The 15,735-nt window shown below is 73.0% G+C and carries 12 protein-coding genes; 5 read left to right on the top strand and 7 right to left on the bottom strand.

Annotated elements, in window-relative coordinates; all coding sequences use genetic code 11:
• The first annotated feature begins 445 nt into the window (after positions 1-445).
• Positions 446-1,720, top strand: a complete 1,275-nt coding sequence (locus ACFVVA_RS21865) for a hypothetical protein (protein ID WP_387691771.1) — start codon at positions 446-448, stop codon at positions 1,718-1,720.
• A gap of 82 nt (positions 1,721-1,802) precedes the next feature.
• Here ACFVVA_RS21865 and ACFVVA_RS21860 read toward each other — a convergent pair whose 3' ends face one another.
• The 6 genes from ACFVVA_RS21860 to ACFVVA_RS21835 form a co-directional block, all read right to left on the bottom strand.
• Entirely contained in the window at positions 1,803-2,708 is a 906-nt protein-coding gene (locus tag ACFVVA_RS21860) for an alpha/beta fold hydrolase (RefSeq protein WP_387691769.1), read from the bottom strand.
• Positions 2,705-3,832: a branched-chain amino acid ABC transporter permease gene (locus tag ACFVVA_RS21855; protein ID WP_387691887.1), complete on the bottom strand. Its 1,128-nt coding sequence runs from the start codon at positions 3,830-3,832 to the stop codon at positions 2,705-2,707. The genes ACFVVA_RS21860 and ACFVVA_RS21855 overlap by 4 nt, the downstream gene beginning before the upstream one ends.
• Before the next feature lie 209 nt (positions 3,833-4,041).
• Positions 4,042-4,908, bottom strand: coding sequence for a branched-chain amino acid ABC transporter permease (locus tag ACFVVA_RS21850; RefSeq protein WP_380539014.1), 867 nt, complete (start codon positions 4,906-4,908; stop codon positions 4,042-4,044).
• Positions 4,908-5,678, bottom strand: a complete 771-nt coding sequence (locus ACFVVA_RS21845; protein WP_387691884.1) for an ABC transporter ATP-binding protein — start codon at positions 5,676-5,678, stop codon at positions 4,908-4,910. Before ACFVVA_RS21845 ends, ACFVVA_RS21850 begins: the two co-directional genes overlap by 1 nt.
• A gap of 95 nt (positions 5,679-5,773) precedes the next feature.
• Positions 5,774-6,598 carry an ABC transporter ATP-binding protein gene (locus ACFVVA_RS21840; protein WP_387691766.1) on the bottom strand — a complete coding sequence of 275 codons (825 nt, stop codon included), beginning with the start codon at positions 6,596-6,598 and terminating at the stop codon, positions 5,774-5,776.
• Between the two features lie 5 nt (positions 6,599-6,603).
• A complete protein-coding gene (locus ACFVVA_RS21835; protein WP_387691764.1) occupies positions 6,604-7,875 on the bottom strand; it encodes a substrate-binding domain-containing protein in 1,272 nt (423 codons plus the stop codon).
• Between the two features lie 483 nt (positions 7,876-8,358).
• On the opposite strand from ACFVVA_RS21835, the gene ACFVVA_RS21830 reads away from it, so the two are divergent.
• From ACFVVA_RS21830 to ACFVVA_RS21815, 4 genes are all read left to right on the top strand, one after another.
• Positions 8,359-9,120 carry a CoA transferase subunit A gene (locus tag ACFVVA_RS21830; protein WP_387691762.1) on the top strand — a complete coding sequence of 254 codons (762 nt, stop codon included), beginning with the start codon at positions 8,359-8,361 and terminating at the stop codon, positions 9,118-9,120.
• Positions 9,121-9,124: 4 nt separating this feature from the next.
• Complete coding sequence (locus ACFVVA_RS21825) at positions 9,125-9,838, top strand: 3-oxoacid CoA-transferase subunit B (RefSeq protein ID WP_387691760.1); 714 nt, start codon at positions 9,125-9,127, stop codon at positions 9,836-9,838.
• 582 nt (positions 9,839-10,420) lie between these two features.
• Positions 10,421-12,523: a glycosyltransferase family 2 protein gene (locus tag ACFVVA_RS21820; RefSeq protein WP_387691758.1), complete on the top strand. Its 2,103-nt coding sequence runs from the start codon at positions 10,421-10,423 to the stop codon at positions 12,521-12,523.
• Between the two features lie 91 nt (positions 12,524-12,614).
• Complete coding sequence (locus ACFVVA_RS21815) at positions 12,615-14,546, top strand: galactose oxidase-like domain-containing protein (RefSeq protein ID WP_387691756.1); 1,932 nt, start codon at positions 12,615-12,617, stop codon at positions 14,544-14,546.
• Between the two features lie 53 nt (positions 14,547-14,599).
• Here ACFVVA_RS21815 and ACFVVA_RS21810 read toward each other — a convergent pair whose 3' ends face one another.
• Positions 14,600-15,658, bottom strand: coding sequence for a glycoside hydrolase family 6 protein (locus tag ACFVVA_RS21810; protein ID WP_387691754.1), 1,059 nt, complete (start codon positions 15,656-15,658; stop codon positions 14,600-14,602).
• Between the last annotated feature and the right edge of the window lie 77 nt (positions 15,659-15,735).

Genomic DNA, 15,735 nt, shown 5'->3' with positions numbered 1-15,735 from the left:
GCCCCCTTGCCCGTGGTCCCGCGCGGCTTCCGTGGTCCCGCCCGGGCCGGCACACCTCTTCCCGCACGTCTTTCCGCACGCCCGCCCGGGCCGGCCCTCCACTGGCGGGCTTCGGGCCGCCCGCCCCTGCAAGGGGCAAAAGTTTTCCCAAAAGGGCGACCGATCGGGCCGGACGACGACGAACTCCGGCGGCGGGCCGATCGACCGGCGGTAGCGTACTGACCGGGCCGCACGGGGCGGGAAGCGTCACAGGACGGCAACAGTCGGCGCATCCCCGCAGCCCAGCCGGATGCGCCAGGCGTGTTGGAAGTCGTCAGCGCTCGGCGACCTTGGAAGCCGTCGCGGCGACATGACATGCTAACGGCGGAATATTCATCAATTGCCCGATTTGACCGGTGCGGCTGCGGACCGCCCCCACCACCGGCATCGGCACCCAGGGGAGACCATGACCAGCATCTCGCGCAGGACGGTGCTCAGTGCAACCGCCGCGACCGCGGCCCTCGGCGCGGTCGCGGCCTGCTCCAGCGGCGGATCCGGCTCGGGACAAGGTGCCTCCTCCCCCGGCCCCGGCGGTACCGGCACCACCCAGGGCGGCAGCCCCGGCCCCCAGCAGGCGGTGCCCAAGGGCACCCCGATCGGCGACGGTTCCAACGCGGACACCGGACCGCAGCCGAACCAGCCCAAGCCCGAGAAGCTCAAGCCGGGCGAGCGGCCGCCGCAGTTCGTGGTCTTCTCCTGGGACGGCGCCGGCGGCACCGAGGACGGCCAGTTCCCCCGCTTCCTGAAGCTGGCGGAGCAGCACAAGGCCACGATGACCTTCTTCCTCTCGGGCATATACGCCCTCCCCAAGGGCAAGGCCGACCTGTACCACCCCCCGAAGCACTCGGTCGGCGCCTCCGACATCCCGTACCTGTCGGACGGCGCGGTGAAGAGCACGCTCAAGCTCATCAGCCAGGCCTGGCTGGCCGGGCACGAGATCGGCACCCACTTCAACGGGCACTTCTGCTCCAGCCGTCCGGACAAGAACGGGGTCAACATGTGGACCCCCGAGGACTGGCAGAGCGAGATCGACCAGGCGATCGGCTTCGTCACCCAGTGGCGGACCAACACCGGCTTCACCGACGTCGACCCGCTCCCCTTCGACTACAAGAAGGAGCTCATCGGCGGCCGCACCCCGTGCCTGGAGGGCCAGAAGGCGCTGCTGCCGACCATCGCCAAGCTGGGCTGGAAGTACGACGCCAGTTCCTCGGGCGGCTTGCAGATATGGCCGCAGAAGGTGCAGGACGGCAAGGTCTGGGACTTCCCGCTGCAGTCCATCCCGTTCCCCGGGCACACCTTCCAGGTCCTGTCGATGGACTACAACATCCTGGCCAACCAGTCCAGCGGCAGCACCAAGGGCGACCCGGCCAAGTACGGCGACTGGCGCACCCAGGCCACCAACTCCTACCTGGCGGGCTTCGAGCGCGCCTACAACAGCAACCGCGCGCCGTTCTTCATCGGCAACCACTTCGAGCAGTGGAACGGCGGCATCTACATGGACGCCGTCGAGGAGACCCTCAAGACCGTCGCGGGCAAGCCCGACGTCCGACTGGTCTCCTTCAAGCAGTTGGTCGAGTGGCTGGAGGTGCAGGACCAGTCCACCCTGCGCAAGCTGCGCTCGCTCAACGTCGGCCAGGCGCCGGCGGGCGGCTGGGAGAGCTTCCTCGGCACGGCGGGCTGACGCGCCGAGGGGCGCGGGAGCGGGCCACCGGCACCGGCCGGCGGGGGTCGGAGCCCTCGCCGGCCGCTGTCGTCCCGGCCGGTTACCCGGCGGCGGGGGCGTCCGCGAGCAGGTTGCGGACGATGCGGTCCGCCCCGGCCGCGCCCCAGAGGATCGAGTAGTGGTTGGTGCCGGGCACCGGTGCGGCGGGCACCCGTTCCGTGTCCAGCCGGGCCAGTTCGAGCCGCGCGCGGTCGTAGAGGCCCTGCGGCTCGTCGAGCAGGCCGCGCTCGGCCCAGAGCAGGTCGGCCGGGCAGGGCAGCCGGTGCACGGCGCCGGCCGCGTCCTCGTCCAGCAGGACCTGGGCGCCGTCGATCTGTACGGCCTCCAGCACGCAGGAGGAGCGCAGTTCGGGCTCCGTGCCGACGAGGTCGCGCTGGGTGTAGGCGTCGATCCCCTCGGTCCACTCGCCGGCGAAGGCGGGATGCCCGCGCCAGAACTCCCGGTAGGCGTCCCGGTCCGGGAAGGTCGTGGACAGCCGGGCCAGCGCGGGGCCGAGCACCGCGGCCAGGGCGTCCTCCTCGCGGACGCCCTGCGGCAGCGGGAAGGTCACCGCTCCGTCGACCAGCAGGACGCGGCGGACCAGGCCGGGGTGCCGGACGGCGGCCAGGGCGGTGACCCAGGCCCCCATCGAATGGCCGACCACCGTGACGGGCCCCGGGCCGAGGGCGCCGATCAGCGCGGCCACGTCGTCGGCGTGCCGGGCCAGCCCGTACGGTCCGGCGACCGAGCGGCTGGCTCCGCGGCCCCGCAGGTCGGGCGCGAGCAGGGTGACCCGGCCGGCGAGCCGGCGGGCGACCTCGTACCAGGCGAGGCCGTTGGCGGTGATGCCGTGCACCGCCACGATCGTGGGGGCCTGCGGGTCGTCTGCGGGCCAGCGCAGGACGGCCAGGTCCCCACCGGGCACGGGGACGGTCAACTCCTCGGGCTTCAGCGGCGACTGGCTCACGCGGGGGTACCTCCGGTGGGGTGGGCGGTTCCGAGGCCGGCCGGCACCGAGGCGGAGCGGGCGGACCGGGCGGCGCGGATGCGGGCAGGCAGTCTAGCCAGGCCGCCTGGCAGCAGGTAGACCACGGCGACGAACAGGGCGCCCAGCAGGAACAGGGGCTGGGAGAGCGGCACCCGCAGCACCGCCGGCAGGTCGGCGACGGTCGAGGAGTTGGCGAGGTCGCCGAGCCGGTGGCTCGCCCAGGTGTACAGGACACCGCCGAGCAGCGGTCCCCAGCGGCTGCCGGAGCCGCCGAGGACGACCATCACCAGGAGCGCGAGCGTGGCGTCCGAGGTGGCGGCCTGCGGGGTGGCGCCACCGGTCAGCAGCAGGTAGACCACCCCGCCCAGCCCGGCGAGCCCGCCGGCCAGCACGAAGGCGACCAGCTTGTAGCCGTAGGGCCGCAGTCCGAGCACCTCGACCCGGCGCTCGTTCTCCTTGATGCCCTCCCAGACCCGGCCCATCGGCGACTTGACGGCCCAGTGGACCGCGGCGACGGTCAGCACCAGGTAGCCGACGGCGATCCAGTACAGGTTGGCGGTGTTCTCGATCCCGAGGAGGCCGGCGGGCAGCAGGTCGGCCGGAGCAGAGCGGCCCTCCTCCCCGCCGGTGACGCCGCCGGGGTTGCGCTGGACGAGGATCGAGCCGGCCTGGGCGAAGGCGAGGGTGACCATGGAGAACCCGATGCCCGTGACGCGCAGGCTGACCGAGCCGAGCAGCAGGGCCAGCAGCACGGAGCAGGCGACGCCGAACACCGCGGCGGCGGCGAACGGCAGCCGCAGCTCCAGCATGCCGAGATCGGTGGCGTACAGGCCGGTCGCGAAGTAGAGCGCGTGGCCGAAGGAGAGCAGTCCGGTCCGACCGAGCAGGAGGTCGTAACCGGTGGCGAGGGCCCCGTAGAGCAGGCACAGGGCGAGCAGCTGGAGGCTGCCGGGGCTGCCGAGCGGGCCGTCGAGCAGTCCCGGGACGGGAAGCGCACTGTATGGGGCGACAAGGAACGTGATCAGCAGGGCGATCGGCCACCAGCGTAGCGCTCTGTGCACGCCTGTCCAGCGGTTAGTGACTGAATCACCTGTTCGAGGGATGGCGCCGGGCCCGCTCCTGTGTTCACAATGGGTCTCGGCAAGGCCGGTGTCAGTCCCCCTTGCCACAGTGGCGGTGTCGGCGGAGCTGGTGTCAGTCCCCTCCTCCGGCACGGCGGTCACGGCAGGGCCGGTGTCAGTCCCCCCTGCCGGAGCGGCGGCGCTGCGGCTCGCCGCGGGGCCACCGGTGCTCGTGATCGGTGTTTCGGCGCTCACGCGAGCCTCCCGGTGAGTCCACGGGGTCGGACGAGAAGCAGGACGGCGAGCAGGACGACGACCGAGAGGTCGCCGAGACCGGCGCCGGTGTAGTAGTTGGCGAACTGCTGGACGAGGCCGACGCCCACCGAGGCGACGGCGGCTCCGGTCACGGAGCCCATGCCGCCCATGACCACGACGACGAAGGCGAAGATGAGCAGGCCGGTCCCCTGGCCGGGATTGACCGAACCGAAGTAGAGGCCGCCGAGGGCGCCGCCGAGCGCGGCGGCCGCCCCGCCGAGGGCGAAGACGAGGGTGAACGCCCTCCGGACGTCGATGCCGAGCGCCGTGACCATCGCCCGGTCCTCGACGCCGGCCCGGACGATCAGCCCGTAGCGGGTGCGGGCGAGGAACAACCGAAGAGCGAGCAGCAGCAGTGCGGCGGCGGCCACCAGCACGAAGCGGTTGACCGGGACGGTCGCCCCGAGCACGTGCCAGGTGCCGGACAGCAGTTCCGGCTGGGGGAAGGGACGGGAATCCGCGCCCCAGACCCCCATCAGCAGGGCGGGTACGGCGAGCCCGACCCCGACGGTGGCGAGGATCTGGTCGCGCGGGCGGCTGTAGAGCGGCCGGATCAGGAAGAGCTCCAACAGGACGGCGGCGGCCGTCCCGACCAGGGTGCCGAACGGCACCGCGAGCCAGAAGGAGAAGCCGGCCTCGGCGCCGGCCCACCAGGTGGCGTAGGCGCCGATGGAGAGCAGGGCGCCGTGCGCGAAGTTGAGCACGTCCATCAGACCGAAGATCAGCGACAGACCGGAGGCGACCAGGAAGTACAGCGCACCGAGACCGAGTCCGGTACAGGAAAGGAGGACGACGGTGTCCATCAGGGCTTCACCTCGGCGGTGACGACGGGGGCGGCCGGGGAGGCGGCGGGCCGGGGCCCGCCGGCGAGCGGGTGGCGGGAGCCGACGCCGAGCAGGCGGCGGGCGGCTTCCTCATCGGCCAACAGCTCGGCGGTGTCGCCGCGGTGGGCGGTCCGGCCGTCGGCCAGGACGGCGCAGGTGCCGGCCAGTCGGCGGACGAGGGCGAGGTTCTGCTCGACCAGCAGGACGGGCACGGCCTCGGCCGCGCGCGCCAGCACCTCGGCCACCTCGGCGACGATCTTCGGGGCCAGGCCCTTGGTGGGCTCGTCGGCAATGATCAGCCGGTTGCGGTTGAGCAGCGTCCGGCCGATCGCCACCATCTGCTGCTGGCCGCCGGAGAGCGTTCCGGCCAACTGCCCGGCCCGCTGCTTGAGTTCGGGGAAGAGCTCGTGGACGAGTGCGTAGTCCGGTTCACCGGCCGCGCCTCCGCCCCCGCTCCCGGCGGCGCGCTCGGCGAGGCGGAGGTTCTCGGCGACCGTCAGGCCGGCGAAGATCCCCCGGTCCTCGGGCGCGTAGCCGATGCCGTGACGAACGACCAGATGCGTGGGAAGGGAGGAGAGCTCGGATTCGGAGAGCTGGATGCTTCCGGTGCGCGGCACCAGGCCCATGACGGCCTTGACGGTGGTGGTCTTGCCGGCGCCGTTGCGGCCCAGGAGTGCGGTCACCCCGGCGGGGGCCACGTCGAAGTCGACCCCGTGCAGGATGTGCAGCCCGTCGATGACCACCCGCAGATCGCGGACGGAGAGGAGGGGGACGGTGTCGGAGGACGGTGAGGAGGCGGAGCGCCCCGAAGGAGTGGGGCGCTGGGCGGAGAACGGAGAGGAGGTCACAACGCCTCACCCAGGTAGGCCTGTTGCACGGTCGGGTCGGCCATCACGGCCTCGGGGGTGTCCAGGGCGAGCAGCGTGCCGTGGTGCATCACCGCGAGCCGGTCGGCCAGGCCGAGCAGGACGTCCATGTGATGCTCGACCATCAGGACGGTCCGGCCCAGGTCCCGGTGCACGGAACGGATCAGCTCGGTGAGGGCGGGCACCTCCTCCGCGCTGACACCGGCCATCGGCTCGTCCAGCAGGATCAGCCGGGGCTCGGAGACCAGCAGAACGGCCAGCTCCAGCTTGCGCTTCTCCCCGTGCGAGAGCGCACTGGCCAGGGTGTCGGCGCGGTGGGTGAGGTCGGTGCGTTCCAGGGTGTCGGCCAACTGCTGCTCGTAACGGTCGGCGCGGCGCCAGAGCCGGTACGAGGCGCGCGGCCCGGCCGCCGCCTGGGCGGCCAGGCGGACGTGGTCGGCGACCGTCATCCCCGGCCAGAGGGAGGAGGTCTGGAAGGTGCGGCCGAGACCGCGGCGGGCCCTGGCGTGCACCGCCTCGGTGGTGACGTCCGCGCCATCGAGGTGGAGGCTGCCGTGGGTCGCCGGGTAGATGCCCGAGATCAGGTTGAAGAGGGAGGTCTTGCCGGCGCCGTTGGGCCCGATGAAGGCGATGAACTCGCCTTCGCCGACCGAGAAGGAGACGTCCTCGACGATCGGCACGCCGCGGACGGCCCAGCCGAGCCCGTCCAGGCGCAGCACCGGGGAGGAGGACGCGGAGGAACGCACGGACGAGGAGCCCTGAGCGGAGGAGGAGGAAGGAGTGGAGGCGGTACGGGCGGGCATCGGGATCAGCCCGCCATCGGGGTGACCGGGGGCGCTGCCTCGTCCGCGGTCAGGGTCTTCTCCACCGAGGGCTTGGCGGCGGCGCCACTGCCGGTCAGCCGTACCTGGAACATCGGCTGGAGCAGGGCGTGGTCCTCGGCGCGGACCGTGGTCTTCCCCTTGACCCCGTCGAAGCTCCAGCCCTCCAGGGCCTTGACCAGGGCCGAAGTGTCGTCGGCGGAGCCGTGGTTGGACTCGACGGCGTGCACGATCATCTGGGCGGCGGTGAAGCCGTCCGGGGTGAAGATGTCCGTCTTCCCTCCGGCGGCGGAGACGGCTTCGGTCATGGCCTTCTCCACCGGGGTGCCGGCGGCGCCGTCGAAGTAGTGGTTCAGGAAGGAGATCTTCTCGCCGGCCGGGCCGAACAGCGGGTAGGAGGCGGCCAGGTCGAGGCCGGTGACGACCTTGGTGTCGGCGAACACGTCCTGCTGGTTGAGCGCCGTCCACAGGGCCGACGCGGTGTCGCCGGCCCAGGCGACGAACAGCAGGTCGGGCTTGGCGGTCTTGGCCTGGGTGGCGAAGGGGGTGAGGTCGGTGGCGCTCGGCGGGGCGAGCACCTGGTCGACGGTCGCGCCCTCACCGCCGAGCACCGCCTTCACCGCGGCCACGTTGGCCTGGCCGAAGGCGTTGTCCTGAGCGAGCACGGTGACCTTCTTGCCCTTGGCGTCACCGACGAACGAGGCCGCGGTCTTGATGTCCTGGTAGGACTGGCGGCCGGATCGGAAGGTGTACTTGTTCAGACCGGTGGCCTTGTCCGCGGCGGCCGGGCCGCTGATGAAGAGCACCTTGTTCTGCGCGGCGATGGGGCCGACCTGGAGGGCCACGCCGGAGGCGGTGGAGCCGGCCAGCACCTTGTAGCCCTTGCCGATGAGGTCCTTGGCGGCGGACACCGCCTTGGCCGGGTCGCCGGCGTCGTCCTGCTCCTCGAACTCGATCTTGTGCCCGTCGACCGCGCCGGTGCCCTTGGTCGCGTAACTCAGGCCGGCCTTGAAGCCCTCCAGGTACTGCTTGCCGTAGGCGGCCAGCGGCCCGGTCCTGGAGTACACCAGGCCGACCTTGATCGGGCCCTTCGCGCCACCGTCCGCCGCGCTCGTCCCGGCCGTTCCGGCCTTGGCGCAGCCCGAGGCCAGCAGGACGCAGGCCGCGAGGGCGGCGAGCTTCCGGGCCGGTCCGCCGGTCAGGGAGTCGCCCGGACGGGCGCCGGCGGCGGTCCGGGAGGGGGCTGTCGAGCTGCGCATGGTGACCGACTCCTGAGGTGCGGCGGGGTGATTGCGGGAACCGTAGGTGTGCGGTGGGAGTGGCGACATGTGCCCAGTTGACGCATCAGCCCGCCCGGATGTGGCTCCGGCCGACATACCGCCGGGCCTCCGCCGCCCTCCGGGCGCCCGGGTGTGGCCTTTCGACACGACTCCGCACCCGCCCATGGGGGTGGCCGCCATGGTTGCGGCGGCCCCCGCCCGGTGACGGTGGAGGGGCGCGGAGCCCGTCCGGCGGCAGCCACCCCAGCGGCGTGCCCGCCCGGTCCGGCCCAGGCAGGACCCCAGCCCGGCCTGGTACGGCCACGGGCTCCGCGCGGTTCCCGGGCCCGCCGGCCGTCCCGCCCCCGCTCCCCGCCCCTCCCCGCTCCCCGTCACCCCCTGGCCCGTTGCCCCCTGCCCCGCCGTTCCGCCCCTCCCCTCTCCTCCCACTCCTCTCCTCCCACTCCCTCATGAGGTGATCCCTTGGACAAGGTCCTGGACTCCCCCGCCGACGCGGTCGGGGACATCCCCGACGGCGCGGTGCTGGCCGTCGGCGGCTTCGGCCTCTGCGGCATCCCGAGCACGCTGATCGGCGCCCTGGCCGACTCCGGCACCACCGGACTGCGGGTGGTGTCGAACAACTGCGGGGTGGACGACTGGGGGCTGGGCCTGCTGCTGCGGGCCGGCCGGATCACCCGGATGACCTCCTCGTACGTCGGGGAGAACAAGGAGTTCGCCCGGCAGTACCTCTCCGGCGAGCTGGAGGTGGAGCTGACCCCTCAGGGCACGCTGGCCGAGCGGCTGCGGGCGGGTGGCGCCGGCATCCCCGCGTTCTTCACCCCGGCCGGGGTCGGCACCCAGGTCGAGGAGGGCGGGCTGCCCTGGCGCTACGCGGCCGACGGCTCGGTGGCCCTGGCCTCCCCGCCGAAGGAGGTCCGGGAGTTCGGCGGCCGCCGGTACCTGCTGGAGGAGGCGATCACGGCGGACTTCGCACTGGTCCGGGCCGAGGTGGCGGACCGGCACGGCAACTGCGTGTTCCACGCCGCCGCCCGGAACTTCAACCCGCTCTGCGCGGCGGCGGGCCGGATCACCCTGGTCGAGGCGGACCGGATCGTCGAGCCGGGCGAGCTCCCTCCGGACGCGGTGCACCTGCCCGGGGTGTACGTCGACCGGGTGGTGGCCGCCGACCCCGGGGACCGCCGCATCGAGCGCCGCACCGTCCGCCCCGCACTCCAGGAGGCCTGACCCGATGCCCACCGAGACCGCCGCCCCGGCACCCACCTCCGCCCGAACCTGCGCACCCGCGCCCGCCTCCGCGCCCGCGACCGCCCTCGACCCGCGCAACGCCCTGGCCGCCCGCGCCGCCCGCGAGTTGCGCGACGGCCAGTACGTGAACCTGGGCATCGGCCTGCCCACCCTGATCCCCAACCACCTCCCGCCGGGCGTCGAGGTGGTGCTGCACTCGGAGAACGGCATCCTCGGCGTCGGCCCGTACCCGGAGGAGGGCGCCGAGCACGCCGACCTGATCAACGCCGGGAAGGAGACGGTGACGGTCGCGCCCGGCGCCTCGTACTTCGACTCCGCCTTCTCCTTCGGCATGATCCGGGCCGGGCGGATCGACGTCTCGGTGCTCGGCGCGATGCAGGTGTCGGCCACCGGGGACCTCGCCAACTGGATGATCCCCGGCAAGATGGTCAAGGGCATGGGCGGCGCGATGGACCTGGTGCACGGGGCCCGCCGGCTGATCGTGGTGATGGAGCACACCGCCCGGGACGGCTCGCCGAAGATCGTCGACGAGCTGTCACTTCCGGCGACCGGTCGCGGAGTCGTGGACCGGATCGTCACCGACCTCGCGGTGATCGACGTGACCCCGGAGGGGCTGCGGGTGGTGGAGACGGCGCCGGGCGTGAACTTCGCGGAGGTCCGGGCCGCGACCGGCGCCGCCCTGCTGCCTCCGCGCTGACCGGCCCGGCCCCGGGCGCGCCGGCCGGATCGCCCGTGGGGCGGTCCGGCCGTTGCGCTGCCCCGCAGCCGCCCCGCCCCGCCCCCGCCCCGCCCCCGCGACCGCGACCGCGACCGCGACCGCGACCGCCCCCTCAACAGTCCTCCGCCGCACCCGAGTTCCACGGATCGCCGCCCGGGACCGGGCGAATTCACCGCAATAGCACCAACGCCCGCCGGACCGGCCGGGAACCGTGGCATCTTCATGCTTGGGCGGCGGCGATCTCCCGGATTGGTTGCGATCACCGGTGCACTCGGGGAGAGTTGATGAGGCCAAGGATCCCGGAGCGCCCGGAGGGGAAGCTGGAAAGTGCATCGGGATCCCGGATTCGAAGCCCCCGTACCGACGCGCGACAGAACCGGCGGAACCCGGCGAATGCGCTGGACGGCCCGGGAACTGCCTGAGAAGCGCAGTTCACCCGGTCCCGTTCCAGCCGATTCCGGCCGGTACCACCGAGTTCCACCCGGACGGCTCCGAGTCGAGGCAGGCCCACGCGAAGGCCGAGCGAGCCGAGCACGGAGCGAACTCCCGGGGGGAGCAGCCATGACCACGCCGTTCTCGCGGCGAAAGGGCGCCGGAACGGCCGGCGGGCGAGGTGCCGGGCAGCTGGACGAGGCCGCCCTCAGTGCCGTTCCCGCACCCGAAGCCCCGTACGACTACGGCCACTTCAGCCGTCTCGCGGGCCCGGCGTACGACCCGGACGAGGACGACGACCTCGGTGGCGGCGTCTACTGGCCCGAACCGGCCGCCCCGTACGACCCCGCTTCGGCGAGCGCCCCGCACGCCTCTCCCCCGTACGCCTCCGCCCCGTACGATCCACCGCCCGCGGCGCCCTACCGCGTCCGGTACCGCAGCCTGCTGCGCCGCGAGCCGCACCGGATCCGCGCCGCGCTGCTGATGGTCGCCGCCCCGGTGGTGGAGACGGTGCTGCTGGTCTGGCTGCTGCTGCCGGAGCACTGGCCCGAGCGGCTGGACGAGACGAACGCCCTGGTGCTGCTCGGCGACAAGGTGATGATCGGCATCATCGCCGTCGTCGAGGTGTTCCGGCTGGTCAACGTCGTCTCCAACACCCACGCCACGCTGGTCGCCCGTGACCCGGTCCCGGTGACGCCGGTGCCCGGCACCCGGGTCGCCTTCCTCACCACCTGCGTGCCGGGCAAGGAGCCGCCGGAGATGGTCCGGGCCACGCTGACCGCGGCCCGCGCCGTACGGCACAACGGACCGTACGACGTCTGGCTGTTGGACGAGGGAAACGATCCTGCAATGCGGGAGCTCTGCGCCGAGCTGGGCGTGCGGCACTTCAGCCGCGCCGGCCGGCCGCAGTGGAACCGGCCGAAGGGCAGGTTCCGCGCCGGCACCAAGCACGGCAACTACAACGCCTGGCTCCAGGCCCACGGCGACGACTACGAGTTCTGGGTGTCCGTGGACACCGACCACGTTCCGCTGCCGGACTTCTGCGAACGGATGCTCGGCTACTTCCGCGACCCCGACGTGGCATTCGTGGTCGGCCCCCAGGTGTACGGGAACTACCGCAGCTCGGGCTCGGCCGTCACCAAATTCTCCGAGAGCCAGCAGTACCTCTTCCACGCCCTCGTCCAACGCGCCGGAAACCGTTACGGCGCGCCCATGTTCGTGGGCACCAACAACGCCGTCAGAATCAGCGCGCTCCAGTCGATCGGCGGGTTGTACGACTCCATCACCGAGGACATGGCGACCGGTCTGGAGTTCCACCGCAGCCGAAACCCGGAGACCGGAGAGCGCTGGAAGTCCGTGTACACCCCGGACGTGCTCGCGGTCGGCGAAGGACCGTCCTCCTGGACCGACTTCTTCTCCCAGCAGTTGCGCTGGAGCCGCGGCACCTACGAGACCCTCTTCACCCAGTACTGGCGGGTGCTGTGGCAGCTGTCCCCCGGGCGGTTGCTCAACTACACGCTGATGGTGGGCTTCTACCCGATGGCGGCGCTCACCTGGCTGCTCGGCGGCCTGTCCAGCGTCCTCTACCTGGGCTTCGGCGCATCGGGCGTGCACGTCTCCTCGGAGATCTGGATGATGCTCTACAGCGACGCCGCCGCGCTCCAGCTCCTGCTCTACACCTGGAACCGCAAGCACAACGTGAGCCCGCACGAGCCGGCCGGCTCCTCCGGGGTCGCCGGGATGGTGATGTCGGCGCTCTGCGGCCCGGTCTACGCGGCCTCGCTGCTCCAGTCGCTGCTGCGGGTGCGCAGCCGCTTCGTGGTGACGCCCAAGGGCCGCTCGGCCAGCACCGACCGGCTCGGCACCTTCCGCTTCCACCTGTTCTGGACGCTGGTGTTCGGCGGCGCGATCACCGCCTCCTACGTCACCGGCTACGACCACGCCGCGATGCGCGCCTGGGCCTGGATCGCCCTGGTGCTCACCCTCCTGCCGGTCCTGATCACCGCCGGCGACGCCGTCCGGCGACGCCGGACCCGCCCCACCGCCAACCTCACCGTCACCGGCGGACCGACGGCCACCCCGACGGTCCTGCTGGAGAAGCGCCGCCCGCGCCACGCCCGCGACCCCCGCACCTCGCCGCCCGCACACACGGCACCGGACCCGTCGCCCACCCGGCCCGCACCCGACCGCCCCGCACCCGACCGCGCCGGCAGCGGCACATCCCCCCACTGACAGCACCCGCGGACAGCACCCCCACCGAACAGAGCCCACCCCGAGCAGCCCCAGCCCGGCACCCGACCGCCTCCCGAGGGGAGCACCCACCGTGAAGATCCACAAGGCCGGCCGCACCAAGCGCCTCGCCCTCGGCAGCACCGTCGCGCTGACCGTGGCCGGGATGAACGCGCCGGCCGTCCTCGGCTTCGCCTCCGAGCAGTACCACCACTACGTGATCAACCGCCCCGAGTACAAGGCGCAGTACGGCCACTGGCAGACCCTGTCGCTGCCCGCCGAGTTCCGGGTCAACGCCGTGCACGCGACCCTGCTGCGCACCGGCAAGGTCCTGATCGTGGCCGGCTCGGGCAACGACGAGAAGCAGTTCAACGCGGGCACCTTCAAGAGCCTGCTCTGGGACCCGGCCGCGAACACCTACAAGCTGGTCCCCACCCCGGCCGACATGTTCTGCGGCGGCCACACCTCGCTGCCGGACGGCCGCGTCCTGGTGGCCGGCGGCACCCAGCGCTACGAGAAGCTGGCCGCCGCCGTGAAGAAGGCAGCCGGCATCATGCGGGTGCGCAACGAGAGCCCGGAGCGCGACCGGACCTTCCCCAAGGGCACCGTCTTCGTCGCCCCGAACGGCCACGAGTACGCCAGCACCGCCCCGGTGACCGTCCCGGCCGCGACCAAGACCGGCTCCGGCCGCGAGACCGTGGTCATCGCCGGCGAGCAGCGGGTGTACGTGGAGGCGGTCGGCTCGGGCCCAGACTACGTCTCCGACTCCCCCGCCCAGTACCGGATCAAGGGCCTGAGCGGCACCGACGCCCACAACCTGTACGGGCAGAACGAGAAGCTCACCCTGGACAAGCAGGAGTACCAGGGCATCCGCTCCGCCTTCGAGTTCAACCCGGACACCGAGCTCTACGAGCCGGTCACCGACATGGCCCACGCCCGCTGGTACCCGACGCTGACCGGGCTGGGCGACGGCCGGGTGGTCACCGTCTCCGGCCTGGACGACACCGGGGAGATCCTCGACGGCAACGACAACGAGGTCTACGACCCGAGGACCAAGTCCTGGTCCAAGGGCCCCGACCACTACTTCCCGACCTACCCGGCGATCTTCCTGACCGCCTCCGGCAAGCTCTTCTACTCCGGCTCCAACGGCGGCTACGGCCCCGGCGACAAGGGCCGCGAGCCCGGCTTGTGGGACGTGTCGACCGGGGCCTTCCAGCCCGTCCCCGGCCTGCGCGACCCCAACCTCACCGAGACCTCCTCATCGGTGCTGCTGCCGCCCGCGCAGGCGCAGAAGGTGATGGTGCTCGGCGGCGGTGGCGTCGGCGAGTCCCCGCTGTCCACGGCCCGCACCGACATCGCGGACCTGTCCTCCGCCGCGCCCGCCTTCACCCCGGGCCCGGACCTGCCGGCCGGCGGCACCCGCTACCTCAACAGCGTGATCCTCCCGGACGACACCGTCTTCACCACCGGCGGCTCCAGCGGCTACCGCGGCCGGGGCGACAGCGATCTGCTCAAGGCGCAGGTGTACCACCCGGACACCAACAGCTTCAGCACCGCCGCCGAACCGGCCGTCGGCCGCGACTACCACTCCGAGGCGCTCCTGCTGCCGGACGGCCGGGTCGCCGTGCTGGGCTCCAACCCGCTCTTCGCCGACAAGGCCGAGACCCGGCCGGGCGGCTTCGAGCAGCGCATCGAGATCTACACCCCGCCGTACCTGTACCACGGCGAACGCCCGCAGGTCGGTGCCGTTCCGCAGGCGGCCGGGCTCGGCGGCACGCTGGCCGTCGGCACCGCACGGCCGGAGGCGGTCGCCGGCGCGAAGCTGATCCGGCCGAGTTCGGTCACCCACGTGACGGACGTCGAACAGCGCTCGGTGGCTCTGGACATCGCCGGACGGACGGCGGACGGCGTCTCGCTGACCCTGCCCCGCAACCCCGACCTGCTGCCGCCGGGCTGGTACATGCTGTTCCTGACGGACGCCGCCGGCACCCCGTCGGTCGCCCGCTGGATCCAGGTCACCGCGTAGCCGCAACGGCTCCGCGCCGCCGCGCGGTCACGCGCGGGTCGGCGCGGGCGGCCTCAGCGCGCCGCCTGCGCCAGCCCGAGCGCGTACGGCAGCCAGAACTCGCCCGCCCGGGGCTCGCCCCGTCCGCAGTCGCCGTCCGACTCCCCCGGGTTCTTGATCCACAGGTAGGCGTCCACCCCGGGCCGGCCGGTCTCGGTGGTCGGCCGCTCGCCGAGCGCCCGCCCGGGCGGGTTGCACCAGGAGTCGCCGCCCAGGGCCCCGTTGCCGCTGCGGCTGGTGTCGATGACGAAGTTCTTCCCGCCCAGGGCCGCGGAGAGCCTGGCACCGTACGCCGCGTTCCGCGCGGTGTCGTAGAAGTTGGCGACGTTCACGGCGAAGCCGTCCGCCGCCGCGATGCCCGACTTGCGCAGGGCGGTGGCCAGTTCCTCCGGGTCCTGCGCCCAGCCGGGGTTGCCCGCGTCCAGGTAGACCCGCGCGTTCGGGTTCTTCTTCAGCTCCTGGACGGCGAAGGCCAGCAGGCCGTACCGCTCGGCGGCCAGATCGCCCTTGATCCCGCAGGTGTCCAGGGTGTGCGCGACGGCGTCCGGCTCCAGCACCACCCAGGCCTTGCGGTCGCCGAGGGCCTGGGCGACGCCGGTGATCCAGGCCCGGTAGGCGGCCGCGTCGGGGGCGCCGCCGGCCGAGTACTGGCCGCAGTCGCGGTGCGGGATGTCGTAGGCGACGAAGACCGCCGTCCGGCCCGCCTCGGCGGCCCGTCGGCTCACCTGTTCGGCGATCTCCCCGGCGCCCTGCTCGCCGAGCCACTGCGAGGAGGGCTGGGCGGCGATCCGCAGCAGTTCGTCGGCCTCCGCCGTCCGGCCCTGCCCGCGCAGCGCGGACACCTGGTGGGCGGCGTTGGTCCGGTCGGAGACGTAGAAGGCCTGGCCGGGAAGCTGGGCGAAGCCCGAGCCCGCCGCCGCGCCGCCGGCCGCACCCGCGGCGGACGGCGCGGACCCGGTTCGCGGCTCGCCGCCGTCCGACCCGCTGCAGCCGGACACGGCCGCCAGTACCACCCCGGCCAGCAGCGCCCCCACGGCCCCGCGCAACGCCCCTGCCCGCCCCAGCCCGTGCACGTACCGCTCCTCCCCGGGACCGGTCCGGCGACCGGTCGGCACCAGCTAAGCACACCCGGCACCGGTCGACGCTCACC

The organism is Kitasatospora sp. NPDC058048, from assembly GCF_042885555.1.
GTDB classification, from domain to species: domain Bacteria; phylum Actinomycetota; class Actinomycetes; order Streptomycetales; family Streptomycetaceae; genus Kitasatospora; species Kitasatospora lactacystinica.
Note: the sequence above shows the minus strand (reverse complement) of the source record. Positions and strands in the feature narration are given on the sequence as shown.

What these genes read in the sequence shown, in the direction of transcription:
- ACFVVA_RS21840 (WP_387691766.1), bottom strand. Translation starts at nt 6,598, where the DNA reads ATGCCCGCCCGTACCGCCTCCACTCCTTCCTCCTCCTCCGCTCAGGGC.
- ACFVVA_RS21835 (WP_387691764.1), bottom strand. Translation starts at nt 7,875, where the DNA reads ATGCGCAGCTCGACAGCCCCCTCCCGGACCGCCGCCGGCGCCCGTCCG.
- ACFVVA_RS21825 (WP_387691760.1), top strand. Translation starts at nt 9,125, where the DNA reads ATGCCCACCGAGACCGCCGCCCCGGCACCCACCTCCGCCCGAACCTGC.
- ACFVVA_RS21865 (WP_387691771.1), top strand. Translation starts at nt 446, where the DNA reads ATGACCAGCATCTCGCGCAGGACGGTGCTCAGTGCAACCGCCGCGACC.
- ACFVVA_RS21820 (WP_387691758.1), top strand. Translation starts at nt 10,421, where the DNA reads ATGACCACGCCGTTCTCGCGGCGAAAGGGCGCCGGAACGGCCGGCGGG.
- ACFVVA_RS21850 (WP_380539014.1), bottom strand. Translation starts at nt 4,908, where the DNA reads ATGGACACCGTCGTCCTCCTTTCCTGTACCGGACTCGGTCTCGGTGCG.